The organism is Caballeronia grimmiae (assembly GCF_022879615.1).
Lineage (GTDB): Bacteria > Pseudomonadota > Gammaproteobacteria > Burkholderiales > Burkholderiaceae > Caballeronia > Caballeronia grimmiae.
This window is the reverse complement of the sequence record NZ_CP084272.1, coordinates 767566-793672: the sequence shown is the minus strand read 5'-3', so window position 1 is coordinate 793672 and position 26107 is coordinate 767566. Positions and strand designations below refer to the sequence as shown.

Sequence of the window (26107 nt, the reverse complement as noted above, 5' to 3'; positions counted from 1 at the left end):
GGAGACAAACGATGTCCATGCCGACCATCAAGCACGTGCGCGCCTTCACCGTCCGCGGCGGCGGCGCCGATTACCACGACCAGGGCGCCGATCACTGGATCGACGATCACGTCGCCACGCCGATGGCGCGTTACCCCGAGTATCGCCAGAGCCGGCAATCGTTCGGTCTGAACGTGCTCGGCTCGCTGGTCGTCGAGATCGAAGCGAGCGATGGCACCGTCGGTTTCGCGGTGACGACGGGCGGCGAAATCGGCGCGTTCATCGTCGAGAAGCATCTCGCGCGATTCCTCGAAGGGCAGCGCGTGACCGACATCGAAAAGATGTGGGACCAGATGTACAACGCGACGCTGTATTACGGGCGTAAGGGCATCGTGCTGAACGCGATATCGGGCGTCGATCTCGCGTTGTGGGACCTGCTCGCGAAGGTGCGCGAGGAACCGGTGTTCCAGTTGCTCGGCGGCCCGGTGCGCGACGAACTGCAGTTCTATGCGACGGGCGCGCGTCCCGATCTGGCGAAAGAGATGGGCTTCATCGGCGGCAAGATGCCGTTGCAGCACGGCCCGGCCGAAGGCGAGGAGGGGCTCGCGGCGAACATCGCGAAACTGGCCGACATGCGCGCGAAAGTCGGCGACGACTTCTGGCTGATGTTCGATTGCTGGATGTCGCTCGACCTGAATTATGCGAAGCGTCTCGCCACGGCGGCTCACGAATACGGCCTGAAATGGCTGGAAGAAACGCTTCCGCCGGACGACTATTGGGGCTACGCCGAACTGCGCCGCTCCGTGCCGCGCGGCATGATGGTGACGACGGGCGAGCACGAGGCGACGCGCTGGGGTTTTCGCATGCTCTTCGAAATGGGATGCGCGGACCTCGTGCAGCCGGACGTCGGCTGGTGCGGCGGCATCACGGAACTGATCAAGATTTCCGCGCTCGCCGACGCGCATAACGTGCTCGTCGTGCCGCACGGATCGTCGGTGTACAGCTATCACTTCGTGGTGACGCGCCACAACTCGCCGTTCGCGGAATTCCTGATGATGGCCCCGAAAGCCGATCAGGTCGTGCCGATGTTCAACCCGCTGCTGCTCGATGAACCGGTGCCGGTCAATGGCCGCATGAAGGTGCCCGAGACGCCGGGCTTCGGCGTGCGGCTCAATCCAGAATGCGCGCTCACGCGGCCTTACACTCACTGACGAGGCGCACCATGCTGCTGGAAAACAAGGTCGTGATCGTGACGGGCGGCTCGCGCGGCATCGGCCGGGCGATCGCGCTGGCATGCGCGAGCGAAGGCGCGAACGTGGCGATCAACTATTGGCGCGACAACGATCAGTCGTACGGCAAGGCATCGGCGGCGGAGTCGATCATCGGCGACATCGAGGCGCTCGGACGGCGCGCGATTGCGGTCGAAGGCAACGTCGCCGAACGCGAGACGGGCATCGAGCTGGTGCGGCGCACCGTGGAGGCGTTCGGACGCGTCGACGTGCTGTCGAGCAACGCGGGCATATGTCCGTTTCACGCGTTTCTCGACATGCCGTCATCGGTCTATGAAACGACGGTCGCCGTCAATCTCAACGGCGCGTTCTATGTGACGCAGGCCGCCGCGAACCAGATGAAAGCGCAGGGCACGGGCGGCGCGATCGTCGCGACGAGTTCGATCAGCGCGCTCGTCGGCGGCGGCATGCAGACGCATTACACGCCGACCAAGGCGGGCGTGCATTCGCTGATGCAGTCATGCGCGATCGCGCTCGGGCCGTACGGCATCCGCTGCAATTCGGTGATGCCCGGCACCATCGCGACGGACCTGAACGCCGAAGACCTGTCCGATGCCGAGAAGCGCGCGTACATGGAAAAACGCATCCCGCTCGGGCGGCTCGGCGCACCCGACGATGTCGCGCAATGCGTGGCGTTTCTCGCGTCGGACCGGGCGCGCTATGTGACGGGCGCGTCGCTGCTGGTGGATGGCGGCTTGTTCGTCAACTTGCAGTGAGCGCAAGCGACGCCGCCGAATACTTCCGCAAGAGCGCGATGAAATACTCGGCCGGCTCGCTCAAGGTTTCGGATTTGCGTCGCAAGAGGCCGAAACCGGACAGGCTCTTGCCGATCTCGATGGGAAGTTCCGTGAGCAAGCCCGCGCGCAGGTAATCGCGTACGACGGACTCGGGGAGCATCGCGACGGCGTCGCTGTTCTGGAGCAGTTGCAAGGTGGCGAAGATGGACGCGCATTCGACGATATCGGCGGGCGTCGTCAGCCCGGCGCGTGCCAGTTCTTCCTCGAAGAGGCCGCGCGCCGGACTCGTGATCGGCTGAAGAATCCACGGCCAGCCGACGAGCATGTCGAGCGCGAGCGATGTCTTCACCGCAAGCGGATGCCCCGCCCGGACCACGAGGCGCATCGCTTCGCGTGCGAGCGGCTCGAAGTCGAAGTCGTTGTGTTGCAGGGGCGTGGTGAGCCGGCCGAGCGCGAGATCCACTTCGCGCCGATGCAGCAGTTGCACGACCTGATCGCTCGTCTCGCCGAGAATGCGCACGTTCAGAAGCGGCCGCTCGGACTTGAGTTCGGTGACGGCCATCGCGAGGACGTCGGGCGCGGCGCCCATGATCGCGCCGACGGTCAACTGGCCGTGGCCGCCACGCCGCTTGTTGTCGAGATCGTCGGCGAAGCGGGTGAGGTCCGCGAGCGAGCGTCGCGCGTAAGCGAGCGCGGCCGTGCCGAGCGGCGTCGGATGCATGCCGCGTGCGTTGCGCTCGAAGAGCAGGAAACCGAACGCCTCTTCAATGTCCGCGAGCATCCGGCTTGCGCTCGGCTGCGCGACGTTGACGGTGTCGGCTGCCTGATGAAGATTGCGCGTGTCGTCGAGCGCGACGAGCAGCGCGAGGTGCTTGAATTTCAGGCGGTTGACGAGCGATATCTGGGAGACGTTCTGATTCATTTGGCTGTCCGGATGATGCAAGCAACGCAACACGACATCGCGACCCTGCCTGATACGGTTTTGCGATCGGCCAATCCTGCTTTCGGATTGTCGTGTTATCGGTCGGCGCATTATAGTCGCAGCACAACGCGCCTCGTCTCACCGACAGGCGCACACACATAAAAAGGCGGGCCGCCATGGAGACAGTGGCATTTCGCATGACCCTCAAGCCGGGCATGCGTGAAGAGTACGCACGGCGCCATCGCGACATATGGCCCGAACTGGCCGATGCCCTGCGCGCCGCGGGCATCCGCGATTACCGCATCTTTCTCGACGAAGCGACCGGGCATCTGTTCGCCATCTACCAGCGCGCGGACACGCACAGCACCGATGCACTGCCTGCGTTGCCCATCATGCGCAAATGGTGGGATTACATGGCCGAACTGATGGACACGCACGCGGACAACGCGCCCGTTACGGCGCCGCTCGTGCCGGTGTTTCATCTTCCCTGAAGCGCATCGCTCGCGAGGAACCATCATGCAGGTCGTCGATCCGCATATTCATCTGTGGGATCTCTCCACGCATCACTACCCGTGGCTGGCGAATCCGCAGACATCGTTCGTCGGCGATGCGCGCGAGCTGAAGCACGATTATCTGATTCGCGACCTGCTGCGCGACGCGGGCAGCGTCGCGGTGCTGAAAGTCGTGCATGTCGATGCGAATCACGATCCCGCCGATCCCGTGGAGGAAACGCGGTGGCTGCAAGGTATCGCCGATGGAGAAGGGCGCGGCATGCCCGATGGCATCGTGGCGGGCGCGGATTTGTCGGCGGACAACGCGCCGCAAGTGCTGGAAGCGCACGCGGCGTTTGCGAACACGCGAGGCATTCGCCAGATTCTCAACGTGCATGACGATCCGCTTTACGACTATGTCGGACGCCACTACATGCACGAGCCGCAATGGCGCAGGCATTTCGCGCTGCTGAAACGCTACGGGCTGTCGTTCGATCTGCAACTGTATCCGTCGCAGATGAACGATGCGGCGGCGCTCGCACGCGAGCATCCGGATACGCGGTTCATCGTCAATCACGCGGGGATGTTCGTGGATCGCGCATCGCGTTCGGGGTACCGCGCGTGGCGCGAAGGCATGCGCGCGCTGGCCGCATGCCCGAACGTCGCGGTAAAGATAAGCGGCCTCGCGATGTTCGATCACGACTGGACCATCGAGAGCTTTCGTCCTTACGTGCTCGAAACCATCGACACCTTCGGCTGCGAGCGCGCGATGTTCGCATCGAACTTTCCGGTGGACCGGCTCTTCGGCTCGTACACGGCGATATGGAATGCGTATGCGCGCATCGTCGCCGATGCAAGCGAGAGCGAGAAGGACGCGCTTTTCGTGCGCAACGCCGAGCGCATCTACCGCATTTAGGAGGCACGATGACGACGCCCAGACTCGAACTGAGGCACGCGAGCAAGGCATTTGGCCGCGTGCGCGCGCTCGGCGATGGCAGCCTGCAACTCTTTCCCGGCGAAGTGCATGCGCTGCTTGGCGAAAACGGCGCGGGCAAGTCCACGCTCGTGAAGCTGCTCGCGGGCGTGTATCAGCCCGATGCGGGCGAACTGCTCGTCGATGGCGTGGCGCGGCGCTTCGGCAATCCCGCCGAAGCGCGCGATGCGGGCATCGCCGTGATCTATCAGGAACCGACGCTGTTCGCGGACCTGTCGATCGCGGAGAACATCTACATGGGCCGTCAGCCGCGCGACCGGTTCGGGCGCATCCGCTACGACGAGATGCATCGCGAAGTCGATGCGCTGCTCGCATCGCTCGGCGTGAGCCTGCGCGCGCAAAGGCTCGTGCGCGGGCTGTCGATTGCGGATCAGCAGGTCGTCGAAATCGCGAAGGCGCTGTCGCTCGATGCGAACGTGCTGATCATGGACGAGCCGACTGCGGCGTTGTCGCTGCCGGAAGTCGAGCGTCTCTTCGCCATCGTGCGCGCGTTGAAAGAGCGCGACGTCGCAATTCTCTTCATCACGCATCGGCTTGACGAAGTGTTCGCGCTCACGCAACGCATGACGATCATGCGCGACGGCATGAAGGTCCACGACGCGCTCACCGCCGACATGAGCATCGACGCGATCGTGAGCCGCATGGTCGGCCGCGATCTCGACACGTTCTATCCGAAAGCCGATGTCGCGCCCGGCGACGTGCGCCTCGCGGTGCGCAATCTCACGCGCGAGGGCGTGTTCAAGAACGTTTCCTTCGATGTCCGCGCGGGCGAAATCGTCGCGCTCGCGGGGCTCGTCGGCGCGGGACGCAGCGAAGTGGCGCGCGCCATTTTCGGTATCGATCCGGTCGACGGCGGCGAAGTGGCCGTCGCGGGCAAGAAGCTCGCGCTCGGCAAGCCGGCGGCGGCGGTGCGCGCGGGCCTCGCGCTCGTGCCGGAAGATCGCCGCGCGCAAGGGCTCGCGATGGAACTGTCGATTGCGCGCAATGCGTCGCTGACGGTGCTCGGCCGATTGATGCGGCATGGCCTGATCTCGGCGCGCAGCGAATCGACGCTCGCCGCCGACTGGGGCAAGCGCCTGCGCCTCAAGGCGAGCGATCTCGATGCGCCCGTCGGCACGCTGTCGGGCGGCAATCAGCAGAAGGTCGTGCTCGGCAAGTGGCTGGCGACGAACCCGAAGGTGCTGATCATCGATGAGCCGACGCGCGGCATCGACGTGGGCGCGAAGGCGGAGGTGTATCGCACGCTGGCCGAACTCGTGAAGGAGGGCATGGCCGTGTTGATGATTTCGAGTGAGTTGCCGGAAGTGCTCGGCATGGCGGATCGCGTGCTCGTGATGCACGAAGGCCGCATCAGCGCGGACATCGCGCGCGCCGATGCGAACGAGGAACGGGTGATGAGCGCGGCATTGGGCGCGCCGTCGCAGACCCTGGGGCGCGCAGCATGATGACACGACATTCTCCAACGCTACCCGCGATGCCGCCCGCCGAAACGAAGCGCGACAGCCTCGCCGTTTCCATCGCGAAGAGCCGCGAGCTGACGCTTTTCATCGTGCTGCTCGTGCTCGTCGGCGCGACGGCCGTCGTCAAGCCCGACTTCCTCAATGTGCAGAATCTGCGCGACGTCCTGCTCAATGTATCGATCATCGGCTTGCTGACGGCGGGCATGACGATCGTGATGCTGATGCGGCACATCGACCTGTCCGTGGCGTCGATCGTCGGCGTGAGCGCGTATGCGGTCGGCAGTCTCTTCGTGATGTTCCCGCAGATGCCGGTGGTCGTCGCGATGTTGGCGGGCGTCGGCGTTGGGTTGGCAATCGGCGCGGTGAACGGCGCGCTCGTCACCTTCGGGCGCGTGCCGTCGCTCGTCGCCACGCTGTCGACGCTGTATATCGTGCGCGGCGCGGACTACGCGTGGGTCCACGGCGGACAGATCAACGCGACCAGCCTGCCCGACGCGTTCGCCGCCATCGCGACCGGCACGCTGATCGGCGTGCCGAACCTGGTGTTGATCGCGCTCGTCGTGCTCATCGCGCTGTCGGTGTATCTGAAGCAGTATCGCGGCGGGCGCGAGCACTATGCGATCGGCTCGAATCCTGAAGCGGCGCGGCTGGCGGGCATCCGCGTCGACCGTCGCGTGATGATCGGCTTCCTGCTGTCCGGCGCGATCGCGGGGCTGGCCGGCGTGCTGTGGCTCGCGCGCTTCGGCACCGTCGACGCCAGCACGGCGAAGGGCATCGAGCTGCAAGTGGTCGCGGCGGCGGTCGTCGGCAGCGTGGCAATCACGGGCGGCGTGGGCACCATCGCCGGCGCGACGCTCGGCGCGCTCGTGCTCGGCGTCATCAACATCGCGCTGGTCGTGTTGCGCGTGTCGCCGTTCTGGCAACAGGCGATTCAGGGCGCGCTGATCGTCGCGGCAATCACGCTCGATACCTTGCTCGCGCGCTCCGTCGCGCGCCGCATGATGAGGAAACGCGATCATGGCTAAGCCCGACTCGGCTTTGTCCACGGCCCGGCGCCGTCACGTGCAGTGGGAAACGATGCTCGTCGTCGTGCTCGCCGTCTCGCTCGCGGCGGGGCGCGTGCTGTCGCCGATGTTCCTCTCGTCCGCGAATCTCTCGAACATGCTCGCGGATTTCACCGAGATCGCGCTGATCGCGTTGCCGATGACGCTCGTGATCGTCGCCGCCGAAATCGACCTGTCGGTGGCGTCGGTGCTCGGCGCTTCGAGCGCGCTGATGGGCGTGCTGTGGCACATGGGCTTGCCGATGCCGCTCGTCATCGCGTTGGTGCTCGCCTTCGGCACGCTGGCGGGGCTGCTCAACGGGCTCGTGATCGTGCGCTTCGGCCTGCCGTCGCTCGCGGTGACCATCGGCACGCTCGCGCTGTTTCGCGGGCTGGCCTACGTGCTGCTCGGCGATCAGGCAATTGCGGATTTTCCCGCGTCGTACACGGCGTTCGGCATCGAGACCATCGCCGGCACCTTCGTGCCGATGCCGTTCGTGCTCGTCATCGCGGGCGCGATCGTTTTCACCGTGCTCCTTCAGGCGACGCCGTTTGGCCGCAGCCTGTACGCGATCGGCGCGAATCCGACCGCCGCGCAGTTCTCCGGCATCGACGTGGCGAAGACGAAGCTCAGGCTTTTCATGATGTCCGGCGCGATGGCCGCGCTCGCGGGCGTCGTCTATACGCTGCGCTTCACGAGCGCACGCGGCGACAATGGCGAGGGCTTCGAACTGTCCGTGATCGCGGCGGTGCTGTTCGGCGGCGTGAGCATTTTTGGCGGACGCGGCTCGATGATCGGCGTGCTGCTGTCGCTCGTCATCATCGGCGTGCTGCGCAATGCGCTGACGCTCGCGGATGTATCCAGCGAAACGCTCACCATCGTGACCGGCGCGCTCCTGCTGTCGTCCGTGCTGATACCGAATCTCGTTGCGCGCTGGCGGGCGGCGCGCGAGAAGCGCCTGATGGCGCAGTTGCCCTGAACGCGTGTCGTGCCCGTTGATAACCAGCGCAGTCCTGCGCAATGACAGGAGACTTACCGACATGAAAACACCGTACCGACTCATGCGCGCCCCGCTGCTCGCGGCGGCTTTGCTGGCGGCCAGCGTCGCGCTGACGGCGAGCGCCGCCGAAGTGAAGAGCGGCCTCAAAATCGCGTTTTTGCCGAAGCAGATCAACAATCCCTACGAGGTCATCGCCGACGATGGCGGCATGGCCGCGATCAAGGAGTTCAAGGGCGAGGGCAAGGTCGTCGGCCCGTCGGATGCGGGGGCGTCGTCGCAGGTCAGCTACATCAACACGTTGATCACGCAGCGTCAGAACGCGATCGTCATCGCCGCCAACGATGCGAACGCCGTCGTGCCGTATCTGAAGAAGGCGATGTCGCAGGGCATCAAGGTCGTCACGTTCGATTCCGACACCGCGCCCGATGGACGGCAGATTTTCGTCAATCAGGCCGAATCGGAGGCCATCGGGCGCGGGCAGATTCAACTGCTGTCGAAGCTCGTCGGCGGCGAAGGCGAATTCGCGATTCTCTCCGCGACGCCGAACGCGACGAATCAGAACACCTGGATCAAATGGATGCAGGACGAGTTGAAGAAGCCCGAGTATTCGAAGCTCAAGCTGGTGAAGATCGCCTACGGCAACGACGACGATCAGAAGTCTTTCGTCGAAACGCAGGGCTTGTTGCAGGCGTATCCGAACCTGAAGGGCATCGTTGCGCCTACGTCAGTGGGAATCGCGGCGGCGGCGCGGTATATCTCGACTTCGCCGTCGAAGGGCAAGGTCGTCGTGACCGGGCTCGGCACGCCTAATCAGATGCGCGCGTTCGTGAAGAACGGCACGGTCACCGCGTTCCAGTTGTGGGACCCGGGCCAGTTGGGTTATCTGGCCGCGTTTGCAGCGGCGAATCTCGCGTCCGGCACCATCACGGGCAAAGAAGGCGATTCCTTCGACGCCGGCAAGCTCGGCAAGCGCACAGTTGGCAAGAGCGGCGAAGTGATTCTCGGCCCGCCGACGACCTTCGATGCGAGCAACATCGACCGCTTCAACTTCTGAGGCGAAACACGCGTGAGGCGGGGCGCCATGCTCGCATGCCGCTTCGCCTCAACGCCGCGACTTGGACAGCAAATGCCCGAGCCCGAGATTCGTCGCGATTTGCCAGACATAGACGCGCGAGTAGCGCACGCCGTAGCGCCGTTCGATCACTTCGCGCAGGCGCGAGTTGGTCCATGTATCGCTTGCGAAGCCGTGATCGCGGGCGGAGCCTTGCAGCGCCGCCGCAATCCAGCCGAGCGCGTTTTGATCCAGCACCGAGGCCCGCCCGCCGACGCCCATTTTGGCGAGCGCGTCGAGACCGCCTTCCGACACCAGCGCCTTGTAGCGGCGCACGGTCTGCACCGACAGATGCAGTTCATCCGCCACCTGTTCCACCGATACCCCTTCGAGCAGCATGCGGCCCGCCGTCATGCGACGCATGACGGTCGGGAGGGAAGCGGAGCGGGAATGCATGGCGCTCGTCCCTCGATGCGTCAACGAAGGCCGCACATCGTGATTCAGGCGCGGCATCCGCAAGCGCGATCGCCGTCCGGCGTTCGCCCAGGCGGGAACGGAAGTGCGTCGAGGGTAAGTTCGCGGCGTGCCTGTGCGTTCATGCGTGGCTCCTCCCGACCGGGAACGTTCGGACGACTCAACAGGGTCGATGCGCGGCGGACTTGTGCCCGCCGGCTACAGAGAAGAGCAATAAACCGTTTCCGGCACGATGGGGATGCATCGCCGAAAATTTTTGAACTTGATAAACGGCAGCGAATTGCCTATGACGCGATGGGCCTTCGATACGCCATGCGTAACGTCGCGCGCGTTGATTTCGCCCGGTTCAAGCGCGATCGTTCGATGCAATGTTCACGGCAACGGTTGGCCATGAAGCCGTCGCCTCACACGCGATAAAACTCGATGTCCTGTCCGGCATGCACCGCGCGTTTGAGCCATTCGGGCATATCGCCGACGCCGTCCCATGTATCGCCGCTGGCGTTGCGGAAAACCGGCTGGTCGCCACGGCTTTGCGGCATGACCGGAAGTTGCGGCATCGCCCGTTTGGGTTTCTGCGCGCCATTTGCTCCGTTGGTTTTCGTGAGCATGGGCGGCGGGGGCGTCTCCGACGCTTCGGCTAATGCTTCTGCCAATGCGCTTTCGGTGATGCCGAATTCGGCCATACGGCTGCGCAAATACGCAATGATGCTATCTCGCTTTCTTTCGTCCACGGCTTCCCTGATTCAGCTTTTTGATTTGCAGAAGACGAACCGATGCCCGCGCGGACCGGGGCGGTTCGATGGCCTGAATATGTATTTAATACAAGCGTGGCGCAGCGGCTGCTGCGCGTCAATTAGTGTATTTACCGCAAGGCTGTTTTTTTAATCCGCCAGTCGATGCCTGAATAGCCGGCATCGGGCCGATTGCGGATATCGTCAGTTCGGGGATCACCGTGACGGACGCGCGACGAGCGTGCGCGCGGAAGTCACGCCGCAAGGCCTGAACTGGCCATGATCCGTGGAACACGAGGCTCGCGCCGCCGCGATTGCCGTATGGCTACATCCTCGCTTTGAACGCCGCTTTGGACTCTATTGTATGCTGCGCGCGGCAATTATTAAAAAAGTTTTAACGGCTATGCTGCTCTCCCGGTAATTCCGCACCGTGCGCGCGAATCGCGGCAATCAGTTCCGCCGGCGTAATCTCATAACGCACTTCACGATGAATTCCGGGTTTGCGCTCGTCGATTTCGATGAGCAGGACGGCCTTGCCGTCAGCGGCGGGTTCGAGCCGCAGCGAGCGCACTTCCTGGCCGCTCGCCTCATCGTATTCGGTCAGGAGCGTCATGGCTCCGGTGGCAGCGCTTCTCGGCATCGACATTCTTCCTCCCACTTGCGACATCGTTGTTGTTGTCCGCCGCATCGCCGGGCCGCGCGCAGGAGAAGGTGCGCGCCCATTCGACGATGCGTGGCGGTAAGACAGACGCGAAGCGCGGCCGCTTGATGCGGCGGGCGGCGCGGCTCCGGTGTCTCATTATTGCCTGTCAAAAGCGCGCGCGTCCAGCATGGGCCGCTATCCGGCGCGCCGTTCAGGCGGCCGCGCCGATGGCGTCCCGGGCTTCGGCGGTGATTTCGAACGAGCGCAGGCGCGCCGTGTGGTCGAAAATCTGCGCCGTCACGATCAGTTCGTCCGCACGCGTCTGCTCGATAACCGAACGCAGCCCCGCCTCGACGTCCGCACGATTGCCGACGACGGAACACGCGAGCGAGCGCTCGACGCCCGCGCGCTCGGCCGGCGTCCAGTCGATCGACTCGACGGGCGGCGGCAGTTGCCCCGGCGTGCCGCGCCGCAGATTGACGAACTGCTGCTCGAGCGACGTAAACAGAAAACGCGCTTCTTCCGTGGTATCGGCGGCGAAGACGTTGACGCCGACCGCCGCATAGGGCTTCTGAAGCGTCGCCGACGGACGGAACTGCGAGCGATAAACGTCCAGCGCCGTCAGCAGATAGTCCGGCGCGAAATGGGACGCGAACGCGAACGGCAGTCCGAGCGCGGCGGCGAGTTGCGCCGAAAACAGCGACGAGCCGAGCAGCCAGATCGGCACGTGCAGGCCCGCGCCCGGCACCGCGCGCACTCGCTGACCCTCGACAGGATCGGCGAAGAAGCGTTGCAACTCGGCGACATCGTCCGGGAACGAATCGGCGCTGCCCTGCAGGTCGCGGCGGAGCGCCCGCGCGGTGGTCTGGTCGGTGCCCGGCGCGCGGCCGAGCCCGAGGTCGATGCGCCCCGGAAACAGCGAGGCGAGCGTGCCGAACTGCTCGGCGATCACGAGCGGCGCGTGGTTCGGCAGCATGATGCCGCCGGAGCCGACGCGGATCGTCTTGGTGCCCGCCGCGATATGGCCGATCACGACCGACGTCGCGGCACTGGCGATGCCCGTCATGTTGTGATGCTCCGCGAGCCAGTAGCGCAGATAACCCCAGCGTTCAGCGTGCTGCGCGAGATCGAGCGAATGAGCGAACGCATCGGCGGCGGTAGAGCCGAGCGGAATGGGGGAAAGGTCGAGCAGCGAGAAGGGGATCATGGCGGAATCTTGGCTTTCGGTGACGTGACGCTCCCGCGCGATTAACACTGCGAACGCGGCAAACGCGGCAAACGCGGCAAACGCGGCAAACGCGGCGAACGCGGCAAACGCGGCAAACGCGGCAAACGCGGGAAAACTCGATTGTGCCGAAAGTCAGGAAAGTCTGCCGGGACCGGCTTGGAGGGATGCGCGGCGTGCATCGCGGTTATTCGCAAATGGAAGCTGCCGCCGTGATACACGTCCCGGCCGCGGTTTGTCTCCGAACGAATCGCAAGCATCTATCCGCGAGAAGGCCGTCTACCGAAACAACGACGCACGAACGCAAAAATCAGCATCCCGAACGGATTGCGTCCCGCTTTGACGCAGCCCGCACGGACGAGCGCGCGCGTGAGAGTGAGGGTTCGCCGACCGGCGTGAACGCCATGAGCGACGCGGAGCGGCAGGCGCTCGCCAGGATATGCGCGGCCTGATTTCACGCGAGCCGCGGATACCCCAGCTCGATCGCCTCGCGTTCGTATCGGTCGATGCACGCGTAATCCGCTTCCGTGAAGCGCAGGACGCCGCGGAGCCTTAGCCGCCCAGCCAAGGCCTCGTCCCGTGCGATGACATCGGATAGCGCGGTGGCGAGTGCATCGACGAGACCTTTCGGCACGCGCTTCGACGCGATAAACGGTAGCGCAGGCGCACTCGCCGTCACGCCGAGTTGGCGGATGCCCGCCGCCAGTTCCGGCCGATGCGCCCGCACGAACGCGAACGTAACGCAATCGATGGCGGCGACGTCGGCTGACCGCTCGACGGCGATCGCCCGCAGCGACGCCAGATGCCCGCCGCTCTTCGTGGCCGATGAAAAGAACCGCCCATCCGATGCCAGCGGCGCGACCGCATGACGAAACAGGTTCATGCCGCTGTTGGAATCGTCGTCGTTATAGACGGCGCGCAGTCCGCGGCACGCTTCGAGCGACGACGCGCCGACCTGTGCGCCCGCTACCAGCACGCTGCGATAGCCGCCGCGCTCGCAGCCGGGCGCATCGAACGCGGGCGTCGCGACCAGCTGCACGCGGCCATTCAGCGCGCGCAGCAGCGGATAGCCGCAGGTTTGCGAGAGCAGCACGTCGTCGCGCAGCCAGAAGGCGGTAAGGTCCGCGCCGGGATCGACGATCCGCACGGTATCGCCACGCGCGTCGAGCCACGGGGATACGCGCGTCACCACAGCGCCGAGCAGGGCGCGCCAGTCGTCGGCAAGGGCGGGCGCGATGTCGTACATCGGCAGAGCGGCGATCCACTGCATGAAGACGGGTAATCAGGCGGAAGGAGACTGCATCGTACCCAGTTCGCGACGGCCCGGCGCAATCCGCGCCGCAGCCTGCGCGCCCGTGTCCTGCGCAAACGGATGCACCGGCGACGCCGCTTTTGTGAACGCGTGCCGCGCGAACCATTCGCCATATCCCTGCACGACGAAGCCGCCGTTACCCGCGCGATACGCGTTACGCCGTTGCGCATAGATTTCGCCGAGGCCATACCACGGTACGCCGGGCAAGTCGTGATGCACCGCGTGATAGTTGTTGTTGAGGAAAAGCAGCCGCCACGGCCACGCGGCCTCGTTGATGACCGTGCGTTCGCGTTCGTCGTGAACCGCGCGATGCTCGCGAAACGATCGCACCGAAGCCAGCGCCAGCGACGCATAGCCGACGCCGAAAATAAACGCGCGCCACGGAATGCCGCATCGCGCATCGAGCCACCATGCGAGCGCAATCAGCGCCGTGACGTGAACGATCCAGCTTCCGGCGATTCGCCAATGCCGCGTTGCGAGCGCCTGCGCCGCTTCGCGCCACGACGCCGCGATCGAAAACCACGGCCCGATCAGCATGCGGCCTGCGAACGTGTTGCGCGCGGCGATCGCGGCCCGCAGCAGCGCGACCGCGTTGTTCCATTGTTCGGGCGTGACATAATAGCTCTCCGGATCGCGGCCGGGCACGGTGAGATGCGCGTCGTCGTGATGCCGCAGATGCGAGTCGCGATACACCGCGTACGGAAACCACACCGCGAGCGGCGCGATGCCGAACAGCATGTTGATGAACGGCCAGCGCGTCGGATGCCCGTGCAGCAGTTCGTGCTGCAACGACATATACCAGCACGACAGCACCGTCAGCAAGACGAGCGCGACCGGCAAGCCGAGCCTTTGTGCGTTGGTCGCGACGGCGAACCAGCCGCCATGCACCGCGACGATCACGAGCCACGTCGGCCATTCGCTGCGCCAGCGCCACGACGCGCGCCGATCCTGAATTGCATCGCGTTGTGCGTCGTCGATATAGCGTGGCATGGCGGGCTCTGTTCAGAGGAAGGACCATGTTAGCCGCGCAGCCTCATTCGCCCAACGAACGAATCGGCCTATGTTTTTCGCGGTGAAGGGAAAGGCGCGGGCATCTCCTGCGCCGCCTTGGGCTTTGCAAATGTTGACAAGTCGGTCGCACGCCCGTGCTATACCTCTGCCCGCTTGAAGAAGCGCATCCGTAACATGCCGACATTGCTTGATGGTTAGACATGCCAACGTGATGCAGTCACGGCGCGCGGCGATGCTCTCCGCGACGCCAATTTCATGAGCTGCAAGGAGAAAGAGTTGAAGAAGCTGATGGCTATGAGCGCCTGTGTGGCCGCCATTTCCGTGCTGACGGGTTGTTCCGGTCTGAACCGCACGAACGAGGAAGCCCTGAACCAGGCGGCGGGGATTGAAGTGACGAAGACGGATCAGGGTGTCGGCGTCCGTCTGCCGGAGAAGGTGCTGTTCGACTTCGACAAGGCCGCGTTGCGCGCCGGTTCCGCCGCCGCCATCGACCGCTCGGCCGTGCTGATCAAGCGCAGCACGAAGCCGGTGCTGGTCGAAGGTCATACCGACAACATCGGCGATCACGCCTACAACCAGACGCTGTCGCAGGAGCGCGCCGAGACCGTCGCGCGGGCGATCGCTGACAAGGGCGTGGCGCCGGCGCGCATCAACTACAAGGGCTATGCGTACGACCGTCCCGTCGCCAGCAACGACACCGACGAAGGCCGCGCGCGCAATCGCCGCACCGAAATCGTGATCATCGGCGAATCCGTCGAAACGATCATGGGCAAGTAAGCGGGTTCATTGCCGACTCGTTCCATCGCCCGGCCGTCGCATGCTTCGCGGCGGCCGGGCGATTTCGCTTGAGCGATAGCGAATATTGACCGGGGACCGAAGCGGGGTATTCTCTGACGCTCCGTCCAGCCCCGCGCGCATATGGCCCGATCTCCCGAACCCGGCACCGCGTCACTTTCCCCCAGTTCTTCCATCACGCCCCGGCTGCCGCGCCGCTCGATGCGCCTGCTCGCCGGGCTCGTCGTGTTCAATATCCTCGCCTGGGTCTGGGCGCTCGTCGCGTTTCGTCACTATCCGCTGCTGTTCGGCACGTCGATGCTCGCGTATTCGCTGGGGCTTCGCCATGCCGTCGACGCGGACCACATCGCCGCCATCGACAACGTCACGCGCAAGCTGATGCAGCAGGGCAAGCGCCCGCTCGCCGTCGGCATTTTCTTTTCGCTCGGGCATTCGACCGTCGTCGTGCTCGCGACGGCGCTCATCGCGGCGACCGCGCTCGCGGTGCAGGACCGCTTCTCGTCGTTTCGCGAGATCGGCGGACTGATCGGCACATCGGTGTCCGCGCTCTTTCTGTTGGCGATCGCGGCGATGAACCTGTTCGTGCTGCGCGGCGTGTGGCGAGCATTCCAGCGCGTGCGCCGCGGCGGCGCCATCGCCGAAGCGGATGCCGACATGCTGGTCATCGCCGGCGGTCCGCTCGCGCGCATCGTGCGTCCGCTGTTCGGCTTGATCGGCAAGAGCTGGCACATGTATCCGCTCGGCCTTCTGTTCGGACTCGGTTTCGATACGGCCACGGAGATCGGGCTGATGGGCATCGCCGCAAGCGAGGCGGCACGCGGCATGCCGGTCTGGTCGATCCTCGTGTTTCCGGTGCTCTTCACGGCGGGGATGTCGCTGATCGATACCGCCGACAGCATGTTGATGCTGGGCGCGTACGGCTGGGCCTTCATGAAGCCGGTCCGCAAGCTCTACTACAACCTGACGGTGACGCTGGTGTCGGTGGTGATCGCCGTGTTCGTGGGCGGCGTCGAGGCGCTCGGCCTGATGGCGGACCGGCTGCAACTGAAAGGCGGGTTATGGGATTTCGCCGCAATGCTCTCGGAGCACTTCGGCGCGCTCGGCTATGCGATCGTCGGTCTCTTCGCCGCATGCTGGCTCGTGTCGGCGCTGATCTACAAGTGGCGCGGCTACGACGCGCAGGACGCCGTCAATGCGCGCTGACTGACATTCTCTTTACACGGGCATCGTTCCTGCTGTCACCGTGCGCGTGCCGCCCATCGATCCTGCATCGGGCGGCCTACACGGAGAACAATCATGGCAGAGCTGGACAAGGACCCGTCCGCGGGACAAGACTCACCGCACCTCGACGACGCCGAACGCGAACAGGCGGCCGAGCACTCGACGCCACACGCGCTCGTGATTCACGAGATCGTGCGCGAAGAGGGCGAGGCCGCGATGGAGCGCACCTTCGCGGCCCTCATGTGGTCCGCGCTCGCCGCCGGCCTCTCGATGGGCTTCTCGTTTCTCGTCCAGTCGATCCTCGAAAGCGAACTGCCCGATACGAGCTGGCGCAGCCTGATCGCGAGCTTCGGCTATACGATCGGCTTCGTCTTCGTGATCCTCGGACGCCAGCAGCTATTCACCGAGAGCACGTTGACGGCGGTTCTGCCGGTGCTGACGCGGCGCGACCTGAAGACGCTCGGAAAGACGTTCCGGCTATGGGGCATCGTGCTGTTCTTCAACCTCGTCGGCACGGTGATTTTCGCGGGCCTGCTGCAGATTCCCGGCGTGTTTTCGCCGGACGTGATCGAGTCGCTCGCGAAGGTGTCGAAGGCGCCGCTGTCGGGTGAATTCGGCGTGACCGTCGTGCGCGCGATGTTCGCCGGCTGGCTGATCGCGCTAATGGTGTGGCTGCTGCCGAGCGCCCGTTCCGCGCGTCTTCTCACCATCCTGCTCGTGACCTATACGGTCGCCGTGAGCAAGCTGTCGCATGTGATCGCGGGATCGGTCGAATCGGCGTATGCGGTGATGACCGGCGCGGCCAGCGTATCGGACTACTTCCTCGTGTTCCTCGTGCCGACGTTCATCGGCAATGTGATCGGCGGCGTGTCGCTGGTGGCGATCGTCAATCACGGCGCCATCGCGCCGGAGATCAACGGGACGGCGCGGCACGCGGACTGAATGCAAGGAGGGCCCGCGCGCTGCGATGCGACGCGGGCTACTTGTTGTTGCCCGCGCCCGTGCCGTACAGGCCGTTGTTGAATCCGCCCGCGCCGTCGGTCTTGTGTGCCTTTCCGACGGTCGAGCCGCGCGACTTGCCGGCGGCATCCTTCGATTGCGGACGCTGCGATTCATGCACCACCGTTCCCGATGGATTAGCCCGGTTGGTCGAATCCGACGTGCGGTTTTCCTGCTGATCGGAACCGGCAGGCTGCGTGATCTGGGCGTGGCTGGTCGTGCCGAATGCGGCGGCAGCACACGCTACAAGAGTGGCGGCGATTCGATGTGACGATACTGACATGGCGCCTCCAGGCGTGGCTCAAAGGAGTTTCATATCGAGCACGAACGATGCCTGAGGCCAATTCGCCTGCCGGGTATTGCAAGCACGCGCGGTATGCCCCGCGCAAGACGACCGGGGATCGCGCCCGCGGCGCGAGTGGCGAAAGCGGTTGTCAGGCCGCTTTCGCCCAAAGCCTGTTGGTCGTCCTTTTGCGGCTTCCGCCGTCGCGTGGCGTGCTTTGCATGGCGTCGAGCGCAATGCGCAACGCCTCAATGCGCTGCGTCTGCGCCGGCACGAGCGCATAGCCGTTGACGACGGCCGTGAGTCGTTCACGCCAGTATTCGACGTTGAGCGTGCCGGGCGACTGATTATTCATCGTGCGAAGCTGCGCGACCGCGCGTTCGATATGCTGAAGTTCGACATCCGCCAGAGCCGAGGGCAACAGGCTGCCCGTGGCCTCGCTTTTTTTCTTCTTCATCGCTGGTCTTCCTCTCAGCCGCGCGGCGCACGCTCTTCGTCGTTACGCCAGCCGGCACCCCGTTTCGCCCGCGCGATCTCTGCTGAATCGTCGCGAGCGGCCCTTGCTCGTTATCTTCACGATCGTGACCGTTGTGCTTCTTTGAATCCTTGTCGATCAAAGGTACGACCGTTGAACGAAATGTACGCAACGAGCCCCGTATGGCTCCGTCTGTCAACGCACACTCGACGCGGGCGACGCCCGGCTTTCGATGCTGCGACGCGCCACACGCGATGCAGGGGACCTACGCGTCTTCGTCCGATAACGGCCCGCCCGCGCGCTTGCCGCTGCGTCCGATTTGCGCTTCCATCGCCTGGTCGAGCTTGCTGACCTTGCGCGGCCTGGCCGGCTCGCGCGCGTTGACGAATGCGATGAAGTCGTCCATCGGCAGCGGCTCGCAGAGCTTTCTGGAGCCTTCAGCCGAGCGTTCGATGAGATAGAAGTAGCCGCCCGGCATGCTGACGGCCGCGTAGTTCGGATTGCCGCTGCGGGTCTTGAGCCGTTCGACGGCGTTGATGGCTTTGGTCGAGCGCATGATGCCTCAGGCTCCGCGCGTCACGGCGCGCATTTCTTGCCCGCGCCTTCGAGCCACAGGTTCGATGCGTGGCGCTCGCCCGGATAGAAGCGATAGACCGTCTGGCCGTTGTCGTAACGGACCTTGATGACGTTCGAATCGCCGAATTCGAGCATCGCGCCTTGCGGAATCGCGGTCTGCTTGAACGTGGCGTCGTGCTTCTTCGCTTCCCCGGCGATGCATTGAACGATGCTGTTGACCTTGTTTTCCGTCGATGCGGTATCGACTTCCGGCTGGCCTGCATCGGCGTTATAAAAGCGGCCGCAAGCGGCGAGGAGCATGGGCAGCGCGAGGGCCGCGGCGAGTTTTTTCATGGTCTTCCCGTTATCGTGGGTTCAGGCGATCACGTGATTAGAGCACAGCGCCCTTTACAGTTCGGACAAGTAGCGGAGCAACCTCCGCGCCCGCGCTTCCTTGGCGCTGCACCGGCGCTCTATCGGCGCTTCATGCGTCCGGCGGGATGCCGAGCAGCGGCAGCGCCGCGCCGACGATGCCCGAGAACACCGGCCCCGCGACCGTTCCGCCGTAATACGTGCCGCCGGACGGCTCGTCGATCATCACCGCGACGATCACGCGCGGATCGCTCATCGGTGCGATGCCGACGAACGATGCGCGGTACTTGTTCGCCGCATACGACCGCCCGACCTGCTTGCGCGCGGTGCCGGTCTTGCCGCCCACGCGATAGCCGTCGACTGCGGCGGCGCGTCCGGTGCCGTTCGGGCCCATCGCCATTTCGAGCATGTTGCGCACGGCGGCCGCCGTCGCGGGCTTCATGAGGGGCACGCTCTCGCGCCGTTTCTCGCCATGAATGAGCGTGGCTGCGTGGAAGTGCCCGTCGCCGGCATAGGGCGTGTAGAGCTGCGCGATTTGCAGCAGCGAGAGGGAAAGGCCGTAGCCATACGCCATCGTCGCCTGTTCGATGGGCTTCCATCGCTCGGGCGAGCGCAGCCGCCCCGTCGCCGCGCCGGGAAACGTGAGTTCCGGCGCGCGCCCGATGCCGTATTCGCGATACTTGTCCCAGATGGTCTGCGCGGGCAGTTGCAGCGCGAGCTTCGTCAGCGCGACATTGCTCGACATCTGCACGGCTTCCGACACGGTGATGACGCCGTGATTCGACGTATCGTGTATCACGTTCGGGCCGATCTTCATGGTGCCGGGGCTCGTGTCGATGCGCGTATCCGGCCGCACCTTGCCGAGGTCGATGGACAGCGCCGCGACCAGCGGCTTGATGGTCGAGCCGGGTTCGAACGTGTCCGTCAGCGCGCGATTGCGCAACTGCTCGCCGGTGAGCCGGCTGCGGTCGTTCGGGTCGAAACTCGGGTAATTGGCGAGCGCGAGCACTTCGCCGTTCTTTGCATCGAGCACGACGACGCTGCCCGCACGCGCCCGATGCTTCGCGATCGCCATCTTCAGTTGCGAATGCGCAAGCTGCTGAATGCGCCGGTCGATGGTCAGTTGAATCGTCTCGCCGTTCTGCGGCAGGTCCGTTTCGCCGATCTGTGACACGACGCGCCCCAGCCGGTCGCGAATGACTTCGCGCTGGCCCGCTTCGCCGGCGAGACGCGCATCGGCGGCCAGTTCGACGCCTTCCTGACCTTTGTCCTCGTTATCCGTGAAGCCGACGACATGCGCCGCCGATTCGCCCTCGGGATAAAAGCGTTTCGTATCCGGCACCAGCGTGACGCCCGCGCGCCCGATCTCCGCGATGTGCTCGGCGGCTTGCGCTTCCACCTGCCGCTTGAGCAGCACGAAGCTGCGATCGGTGCCGAGACGCCGCGTCAGCTCGCGCGGCGGCATGTCGAGGAGGCGGGCGATGTCGTCGGTGCGCGCGCCGTCGAATCGTTTCGGATTCGCCCAGACTTCGTACGTGGACAAGCTCACGGCGAGCATCGCGCCATGCCGGTCGACAATGCGCCCGCGTGTCGCCGCGAGCGCCAGCGTGCGTTGATAGCGCTTCTGTCCTTCGCCGATGTAGAACTCGCGATCGACCACTTGCACCCACATCGCACGTCCGGCGAGCGCGAGAAACGCGGCCGTCACGCCGGCGAAGACAAGCCGCGAGCGCCACGCGGGCAAGCGGCTTCCGAGCATCGTGCTGCGGTGATGCGTATGAAACTCGCGGCCGCCGGTCGTTTTTTTTCTGAACATCGGGTGTGTGCGGTCTCGTGTGATCAGGCCGGATCAATTGAAGGAGGCGTGAAGAGCCGTGCGAGCGCGGCGTCCAGGTCGGCGGAGGAAACGGGGTTCGCGCAATCGGGCGCATCCGGCAGATGAATGCCGATCTCTCCGCTCAACGTGCGGCGCAGGTCCGCCACGCTGGACGACTCGCGATGCGTAGTGCCTTCGTGATCGTCGTGCGAGGAGAAGCGCTGGTTGAACAGCCCGTAGCGGCGGCCCGGCGCGAGGCGCGCGGCGAGCAGGTTATGCACGAAGATCGACTGCGGAAAGGTCGAGACGAAGTGGTTCGACATCTCGTAGTCGATGTCGTATTGCGGATCGAAGTCGAAGCGATAAACCGGCGTCCACTTGCCTTCGATCAGCGCTTCCAGCCGGTAGTGCGGCAGCCGCGCGTCGGGCTCGATGCTCTCCAGGCGAAACGCGCCGTGAGGCGTGATCTGCTCGAGCCCGCTTGCGAGCGCGAGCGGCGCGGACAGCGTCATGCCGCCGAAGCCGACATCGGTGACGAACGCGCCTTCGTCCAGTTCGACGACCAGCAGCATGTGCGAACGCGGCGGCATCGCGGCGTCGGTGCGGCCCCACAGCACGCGCGCCGCGTAGCTTCTGACGCGAAAACCCAGCGCTTCAAGTACGCTGCGGAAAAGCAGATTGTGTTCGTAGCAGTAGCCGCCGCGCCGGTCGGTCACGAGCTTGCACTGCAACGACGCCAGATCGAGCCGCACCGGACGCCCGAGCAGCACGTCGAGATTTTCGAAAGGGATCGCCTGAGGATGAAGCAGATGCAACGCGCGCAGTGTGTCGAGCGTCGGCGCGGGACGTTGTGCGTCGCGATAGCCGATGCGCGCGAAGTAAGCGGACAAATCGATGGATGTGTCGGTTGCGTTCATGTGAGTAAGCGGTGAAGGCGCGACGCGTCGTCGTCAGCGCGGACATTTTACGACACGAAAGGCGAGAAATTACAAACAGCATACAAAGAAGCGCACGCGCCGAAAGACGCAGCGTCGAATTGAACTGTGCCGCATCGGCGAGGGTCTTTCCAGCTTCAGCCCAACGGATGAGGATCTCAAGTCATGTCAATTGACGCAAAGCAGTCGAGCGATTCGAGCACATCGGCGAAGCGAGCGCCCGCCTGCACGCTGGTCATCTTCGGCGCCGCAGGAGATCTCACGAAGCGGCTGCTGATGCCCGCGCTCTACAACCTGTCCGCCCAAGGCTTGCTCGACGACGACATGCCGATCATCGGCGTCAATCATGGCGAGCGCGAAACCGCGCAATGGCGCGATGAACTGACGCAGGCGCTGCGCAAGTTCGCTGCCGACAAGGCGAGCACCTTTCATACGTCGGAGTTGAACGAAGACGCGTGGAACCGCATCGCGCAAAAGCTCGAATACTTCTCGGGCGAGTTCGCCGAAGACGAAACCTTCACGCGCCTCAAGGAACGGCTCGCGCAGCAAAAGAGCGGCAATGTCGTGTTTTATCTCGCCGTGAGCGCGCGCTTCTTCGCGCCGATTGCCGAGCGGCTCGGGCGCACCGGCTTGCTGGAGCAGAAGGACGGCGCGTTCAGGCGGATCGTGATCGAGAAGCCGTTCGGCACGGACCTCGCCTCCGCGAAGGAACTCAACCGCTGCATCCTCGCGCATGCGGACGAATCGCAGGTGTATCGCATCGATCATTTTCTCGGCAAGGACACCGTGCAGAGCATCCTGGCGGTGCGCTTCGCCAATGCGATGTTCGAGCCTGTCTGGCGGCGCGAGTACATCGACCACGTGCAGATCACGGCGGCGGAAACCATCGGCGTGGAAGGGCGCGGCAGCTTCTACGAGCAGACGGGCGCATTTCGCGACATGCTGCCGAACCATCTGTTCCAGTTGCTGGGCATGGTCGCAATGGAGCCGCCGAATTCCTTCGATGCCGAAAGCGTGCGCGACAAGAAAGCCGACGTCTTCGACGCGATCAAGCCACTGACTGCGAACGATGTCGTGCTCGGCCAGTACGAAGCCGGACCCGCCGGCTGCGCGTATCGGGACGAGCCGGGCGTCGCAAAGGACAGCCGCACCGAGACCTACGCGGCGGCGCGCGTTTATGTCGAGAACTGGCGATGGGCGGGCGTGCCGTTCTATCTGCGCACCGGCAAGCGGCTGACGGAGCGGCGCACGGAGATTTCGGTGCAATTGAAAGCTGTGCCGTTCCGCCTTTTCCGCGATACTCCCGTCGATGCGCTTACGCCCAACGTCTACACGCTTCGCATCGATCCGGCGCACGGCACGAGCTTCGATTTCAACGTGAAGATGCCCGGCCCGCGGATGCAGGTCGGCGCGGTGCGATCGGCGTTCGACTACAGCGATTTCTTCGCCGCGAGCGCGAATGTCGGCTACGAGACGCTGCTATACGACTGCATGCTCGGCGACCCGACGCTGTTTCAGCGCGCCGACAGCATAGAGACGGCGTGGGCGGCGGTGGATCGCGTGCTGCATCCGGATGCCGAATTGCCCGTGCACGGCTATGCGTCGGGCAGCGCGGGCCCGGAAGCAGCGGATCAGCTGCTCGCCGCCGATGGCCGCGCGTGGCGTCCGCTGACCGATGCCATCGACAAGAAGTAATTCTCTTTCGAACAAGGACAAGCAGCGTGAGCACGGAATCGAAAACGAAGCACAGGACGCGCGTTTCCACCGCCAAGGGCGCGCCGAAGGCTGACCGTATCCTCGCCATCGACATCGGCGGCACAGGGTTGAAGGCGGCGGTTCTCGCCGAAGACGGCGAGATGAAGAGCGAGCGCGTGCGGGTGCCGACGCCCAGGCCCGCCACGCCCGATGCCGTCGTCGATACGCTGATGACGCTCATCGAGCCGATCATCGCCGAGCCGCCGACGCATCTTTCGATCGGCTTTCCCGGCGTCGTGCGCGACAACGTCGTGCTCACCGCGCCGAATCTTGGCAACGAATACTGGTATCGGGTGCCGCTCGCGGACATGATCGCCGCGCGTCTCGGCGGCGTGCCCGCGCGAATGATCAACGATGCGGAGATGCAGGGTCTCGCCGTGATAGAAGGCAGCGGTATCGAAATGGTGCTGACGCTCGGCACCGGCGCGGGAACCGCGCTCTTTCGCGACGGCGAACTGATGCCGCATCTGGAGCTCGCGCATCATCCGGTCTCGAAGGGCCGCACTTACGACGAATACATCGGCAATGCGGCGCGCGAGAAGGCGGGCAACAAGCGCTGGAACCGGCGCGTCGAGAAGATCATCGGCATACTGGCGACGCTCGTGAACTACGACAAGCTGTGGATCGGCGGAGGAAATGCCGCGCATCTGAAGTTCGACTTGCCGCCGAATGTCGCGGCCGTGTCCAACGCGGCGGGCATCGAAGGGGGCGCGAAGCTGTGGCATCCGCGTTCGGTTCGCGAGACCCGTCAACTGCCTCACTTCAATCAGCGCGAAGGAGCGCTCTCATGAACGCCAAAGGCCAATACGGTTTGCATAGCGTCGACGGCGACGACGCGGCCGCCTTCGAGGCGCTTGCGCACGTGGAACTCGTCGTATCGGATTGCGACGGCACGCTGCTTCATACCGACAAGTCGATCAGCGACGCTGCGAAGGACGCCGTGCGCCGCCTGCACGAAGCGGGCGTCGCCTTCACCGTGGCGAGCAGCCGGCCGGGCGCGGGCATGCGGTATATCGTCGAAACGCTTGCCGTCGACATGCCTTACGCGTCGTACAACGGCGGCAATCTCGTCGATCCGCGCACGCGCGAAGTGCTCGCCGCCCACAAGCTGCCGCGCGACGCGGTGCAGACCTCGCTTGAAGCGCTCGCGGCGGCGGGCGTCGATGCATGGGTGTTCGTCGGCGACGTGTGGTATCTGACGAATGCGGAGGGCGCATACGTGCCGCGCGAGCGTCGCACGGTCGGTTACGACGGCGTGCTCGTGCAGCGTTTCGATGACGTGGATCTGGATGCAGTCGACAAGATCGTCGGCTCGACCGCCGATGCGCCGCTGCTCGAACGCGTCGAGCAGCAATTGCAAACGCGGCTCGAAGGGCGCGCGAACGCGGCGCGCTCGCAGAGCTATTACCTCGACATCACGCACGTGCTGGCCAACAAGGGCGAAGCGGTGCGCGAACTGGCGCGTCGCAAGAACGTGCCGCTCGAACGCGTGGCCGTGCTCGGCGACATGACCAACGACATCGCGATGTTCGAGATTGCGGGGGTATCGATTGCGATGGGGCAGGCGTCGGAAGGCGTGCAGCGCCGCGCGAGCCTGGTATCGGCGACGAATGACGCCGATGGATTTGCGGTGGGAATCAACGCGCTGCTGTCGGCGCTAGGGTAAAACCGGGGCGCCGCCCGCCGCGGATCAAGGGCTTTGAAGCAGCCTTCGGATCAGCGGTGGACGCTACTGACACACGCCGGTTGCTTTAGCGCCGGCGCATCGGTGCGCGTGCCGCGCCGCCGCTAGCACGTTCGTCTTTGTGACGGAAGTTGATGCGGCCTTTCGTGAGGTCGTACACGGACAGTTCCAGCGTGACACGATCGCCCGCCAGAATACGAATGTGGTTCTTCCGCATGCGGCCCGATGCGTACGCGCCGACGACAACGCCGTTGTCGAGCGTCACGCGATAGCGGCTGTCGGGGAGGACTTCGTCAACGATGCCATCGAGTTCGATGAGTTCTTCTTTCGCCATGTGAGCTCCAGTTATGAGTTTGTAAGGTGATGCGCTTGCCTGATTCACACATCCGTTGCCCGCGTCGGCGCAATCGCGCGCTCTTTCTCAGGCACACAACGCCGATTCGCGGATGGAGGCATGAACGGCCGCGCCAGAAGGCATCGTCGCTGCAATGCGTCAGAAGCGATGTAAAGCGTAGTCCGGCACGCTCGAACGGCGAGCGCGCCACGTCTCGATTCAGGCTCGTCTTGAGCTTGACGGCATAGGCCGGAACGACTGCGCTCGCCGGAAGACGGGGAACGCTGGCCGGCATGACCGGGACGGCGACATTGGCGCGGGAATCGCTCGACGTGAGGGTCAGGCGACGGCACGGCTGCCAACGTGCGGTGTGATGCGTGACTGCAGGAGTGATGTGTCCGCTGCTGCTACTAGTTGCGGCCCGCGACCGGAATTGCAAGGCTCCGGGCTTTCAGCAAACATGTCCGATTAGACAGACGACACCGCGCAAAAGTTCCCGCGCGACGCCCTATGAATGATCG

Annotated in this window: 29 protein-coding genes; 15 read left to right on the top strand and 14 right to left on the bottom strand. The window is 64.7% G+C overall.

The window, feature by feature from the left end:
• Nucleotides 1-11: 11 nt before the first annotated feature.
• The gene (gene rhmD / locus LDZ21_RS17290; RefSeq protein ID WP_244795010.1) at nucleotides 12-1190 is read left to right on the top strand and encodes an L-rhamnonate dehydratase; all 1179 of its coding nucleotides are present in this window, start codon (nucleotides 12-14) and stop codon (nucleotides 1188-1190) included.
• A gap of 11 nt (nucleotides 1191-1201) precedes the next feature.
• Complete coding sequence (lra1, locus tag LDZ21_RS17285) at nucleotides 1202-1984, top strand: L-rhamnose 1-dehydrogenase Lra1 (RefSeq protein ID WP_244795009.1); 783 nt, start codon at nucleotides 1202-1204, stop codon at nucleotides 1982-1984.
• On the opposite strand, the gene LDZ21_RS17280 is transcribed toward lra1, so the two are convergent.
• Nucleotides 1971-2927, bottom strand: coding sequence for a LysR family transcriptional regulator (locus LDZ21_RS17280; RefSeq protein WP_244795008.1), 957 nt, complete (start codon nucleotides 2925-2927; stop codon nucleotides 1971-1973). The two genes, lra1 and LDZ21_RS17280, sit on opposite strands and share 14 nt — an antisense overlap.
• Nucleotides 2928-3103: 176 nt before the next feature.
• On the opposite strand from LDZ21_RS17280, the gene rhaM reads away from it, so the two are divergent.
• The 6 genes from rhaM (at nucleotide 3104) to rhaS (ending at nucleotide 8969) form a co-directional block, all read left to right on the top strand.
• Entirely contained in the window at nucleotides 3104-3418 is a 315-nt protein-coding gene (gene rhaM / locus LDZ21_RS17275; protein ID WP_244795007.1) for an L-rhamnose mutarotase, read from the top strand.
• 25 nt (nucleotides 3419-3443) lie between these two features.
• Nucleotides 3444-4334, top strand: a complete 891-nt coding sequence (locus LDZ21_RS17270) for an amidohydrolase family protein (RefSeq protein WP_244795006.1) — start codon at nucleotides 3444-3446, stop codon at nucleotides 4332-4334.
• An 8-nt stretch (nucleotides 4335-4342) separates the two neighbouring features.
• The gene (locus tag LDZ21_RS17265; RefSeq protein ID WP_244795005.1) at nucleotides 4343-5857 is read left to right on the top strand and encodes a sugar ABC transporter ATP-binding protein; all 1515 of its coding nucleotides are present in this window, start codon (nucleotides 4343-4345) and stop codon (nucleotides 5855-5857) included.
• Nucleotides 5857-6897 (top strand): ABC transporter permease, encoded by a 1041-nt coding sequence (locus tag LDZ21_RS17260; protein ID WP_425306860.1) that lies wholly within the window; start codon nucleotides 5857-5859, stop codon nucleotides 6895-6897. The genes LDZ21_RS17265 and LDZ21_RS17260 overlap by 1 nt, the downstream gene beginning before the upstream one ends.
• Complete coding sequence (locus LDZ21_RS17255) at nucleotides 6890-7894, top strand: ABC transporter permease (protein WP_244795003.1); 1005 nt, start codon at nucleotides 6890-6892, stop codon at nucleotides 7892-7894. Before LDZ21_RS17260 ends, LDZ21_RS17255 begins: the two co-directional genes overlap by 8 nt.
• A 61-nt stretch (nucleotides 7895-7955) precedes the next feature.
• Nucleotides 7956-8969 (top strand): rhamnose ABC transporter substrate-binding protein, encoded by a 1014-nt coding sequence (gene rhaS, locus LDZ21_RS17250; protein WP_244795002.1) that lies wholly within the window; start codon nucleotides 7956-7958, stop codon nucleotides 8967-8969.
• 48 nt (nucleotides 8970-9017) lie between these two features.
• Here the strand turns inward: rhaS and LDZ21_RS17245 are convergent, their stop codons facing one another.
• Both LDZ21_RS17245 and LDZ21_RS31420 read right to left on the bottom strand, forming a co-directional pair.
• On the bottom strand, nucleotides 9018-9422 hold the full coding sequence (locus LDZ21_RS17245; RefSeq protein ID WP_244795001.1) for a helix-turn-helix domain-containing protein: 405 nt from the start codon (nucleotides 9420-9422) through the stop codon (nucleotides 9018-9020).
• Nucleotides 9423-9844: 422 nt separating this feature from the next.
• Complete coding sequence (locus LDZ21_RS31420) at nucleotides 9845-9979, bottom strand: H-NS family nucleoid-associated regulatory protein (protein WP_425306858.1); 135 nt, start codon at nucleotides 9977-9979, stop codon at nucleotides 9845-9847.
• Here LDZ21_RS31420 and LDZ21_RS31415 point away from each other — a divergent pair.
• On the top strand, nucleotides 9978-10325 hold the full coding sequence (locus LDZ21_RS31415) for a hypothetical protein (protein WP_425306857.1): 348 nt from the start codon (nucleotides 9978-9980) through the stop codon (nucleotides 10323-10325). The two genes, LDZ21_RS31420 and LDZ21_RS31415, sit on opposite strands and share 2 nt — an antisense overlap.
• 240 nt (nucleotides 10326-10565) lie before the next feature.
• Here LDZ21_RS31415 and LDZ21_RS17235 read toward each other — a convergent pair whose 3' ends face one another.
• From LDZ21_RS17235 to LDZ21_RS17220, 4 genes are all read right to left on the bottom strand, one after another.
• Entirely contained in the window at nucleotides 10566-10811 is a 246-nt protein-coding gene (locus tag LDZ21_RS17235; RefSeq protein WP_035969404.1) for a hypothetical protein, read from the bottom strand.
• Nucleotides 10812-11025: 214 nt separating this feature from the next.
• Nucleotides 11026-12021 (bottom strand): luciferase-like monooxygenase, encoded by a 996-nt coding sequence (locus LDZ21_RS17230; RefSeq protein ID WP_244794999.1) that lies wholly within the window; start codon nucleotides 12019-12021, stop codon nucleotides 11026-11028.
• A 472-nt stretch (nucleotides 12022-12493) separates the two neighbouring features.
• Nucleotides 12494-13309 (bottom strand): phosphate/phosphite/phosphonate ABC transporter substrate-binding protein, encoded by an 816-nt coding sequence (locus tag LDZ21_RS17225; RefSeq protein ID WP_244794998.1) that lies wholly within the window; start codon nucleotides 13307-13309, stop codon nucleotides 12494-12496.
• 12 nt (nucleotides 13310-13321) lie between these two features.
• Nucleotides 13322-14341, bottom strand: a complete 1020-nt coding sequence (locus LDZ21_RS17220; protein ID WP_244794997.1) for a fatty acid desaturase — start codon at nucleotides 14339-14341, stop codon at nucleotides 13322-13324.
• A gap of 297 nt (nucleotides 14342-14638) precedes the next feature.
• On the opposite strand from LDZ21_RS17220, the gene LDZ21_RS17215 reads away from it, so the two are divergent.
• From LDZ21_RS17215 to LDZ21_RS17205, 3 genes are all read left to right on the top strand, one after another.
• Nucleotides 14639-15139: an OmpA family protein gene (locus LDZ21_RS17215; protein ID WP_244794996.1), complete on the top strand. Its 501-nt coding sequence runs from the start codon at nucleotides 14639-14641 to the stop codon at nucleotides 15137-15139.
• A 219-nt stretch (nucleotides 15140-15358) separates the two neighbouring features.
• Nucleotides 15359-16360 (top strand): HoxN/HupN/NixA family nickel/cobalt transporter, encoded by a 1002-nt coding sequence (locus LDZ21_RS17210; protein WP_244795886.1) that lies wholly within the window; start codon nucleotides 15359-15361, stop codon nucleotides 16358-16360.
• Between the two features lie 93 nt (nucleotides 16361-16453).
• Nucleotides 16454-17320 (top strand): formate/nitrite transporter family protein, encoded by an 867-nt coding sequence (locus tag LDZ21_RS17205; RefSeq protein ID WP_244794995.1) that lies wholly within the window; start codon nucleotides 16454-16456, stop codon nucleotides 17318-17320.
• 37 nt (nucleotides 17321-17357) lie between these two features.
• Here the strand turns inward: LDZ21_RS17205 and LDZ21_RS17200 are convergent, their stop codons facing one another.
• From LDZ21_RS17200 to LDZ21_RS17175, 6 genes are all read right to left on the bottom strand, one after another.
• A complete protein-coding gene (locus LDZ21_RS17200; protein ID WP_244794994.1) occupies nucleotides 17358-17660 on the bottom strand; it encodes a beta-xylosidase in 303 nt (100 codons plus the stop codon).
• Nucleotides 17661-17811: 151 nt separating this feature from the next.
• Entirely contained in the window at nucleotides 17812-18117 is a 306-nt protein-coding gene (locus tag LDZ21_RS17195; RefSeq protein WP_035969340.1) for a hypothetical protein, read from the bottom strand.
• A 283-nt stretch (nucleotides 18118-18400) separates the two neighbouring features.
• Nucleotides 18401-18691, bottom strand: a complete 291-nt coding sequence (locus tag LDZ21_RS17190) for a hypothetical protein (RefSeq protein WP_244794993.1) — start codon at nucleotides 18689-18691, stop codon at nucleotides 18401-18403.
• A 20-nt stretch (nucleotides 18692-18711) separates the two neighbouring features.
• Entirely contained in the window at nucleotides 18712-19044 is a 333-nt protein-coding gene (locus tag LDZ21_RS17185; protein WP_035969346.1) for a hypothetical protein, read from the bottom strand.
• Nucleotides 19045-19174: 130 nt separating this feature from the next.
• Nucleotides 19175-20878 (bottom strand): peptidoglycan D,D-transpeptidase FtsI family protein, encoded by a 1704-nt coding sequence (locus tag LDZ21_RS17180; protein WP_244794992.1) that lies wholly within the window; start codon nucleotides 20876-20878, stop codon nucleotides 19175-19177.
• A 23-nt stretch (nucleotides 20879-20901) separates the two neighbouring features.
• Entirely contained in the window at nucleotides 20902-21795 is an 894-nt protein-coding gene (locus LDZ21_RS17175) for an arylamine N-acetyltransferase family protein (RefSeq protein ID WP_244794991.1), read from the bottom strand.
• A gap of 183 nt (nucleotides 21796-21978) precedes the next feature.
• On the opposite strand from LDZ21_RS17175, the gene zwf reads away from it, so the two are divergent.
• The 3 genes from zwf to LDZ21_RS17160 are packed head-to-tail and all read left to right on the top strand — an operon-like array spanning nucleotide 21979 to nucleotide 25234.
• Nucleotides 21979-23508: a glucose-6-phosphate dehydrogenase gene (gene zwf, locus LDZ21_RS17170; RefSeq protein WP_244794990.1), complete on the top strand. Its 1530-nt coding sequence runs from the start codon at nucleotides 21979-21981 to the stop codon at nucleotides 23506-23508.
• Nucleotides 23509-23534: 26 nt separating this feature from the next.
• A complete protein-coding gene (locus tag LDZ21_RS17165) occupies nucleotides 23535-24359 on the top strand; it encodes an ROK family protein (RefSeq protein ID WP_244794989.1) in 825 nt (274 codons plus the stop codon).
• Nucleotides 24356-25234, top strand: a complete 879-nt coding sequence (locus tag LDZ21_RS17160) for an HAD family hydrolase (protein ID WP_244794988.1) — start codon at nucleotides 24356-24358, stop codon at nucleotides 25232-25234. Before LDZ21_RS17165 ends, LDZ21_RS17160 begins: the two co-directional genes overlap by 4 nt.
• 85 nt (nucleotides 25235-25319) lie before the next feature.
• Here the strand turns inward: LDZ21_RS17160 and infA are convergent, their stop codons facing one another.
• Nucleotides 25320-25586, bottom strand: a complete 267-nt coding sequence (gene infA / locus LDZ21_RS17155) for a translation initiation factor IF-1 (protein ID WP_035969364.1) — start codon at nucleotides 25584-25586, stop codon at nucleotides 25320-25322.
• Nucleotides 25587-26107: the final 521 nt, after the last annotated feature.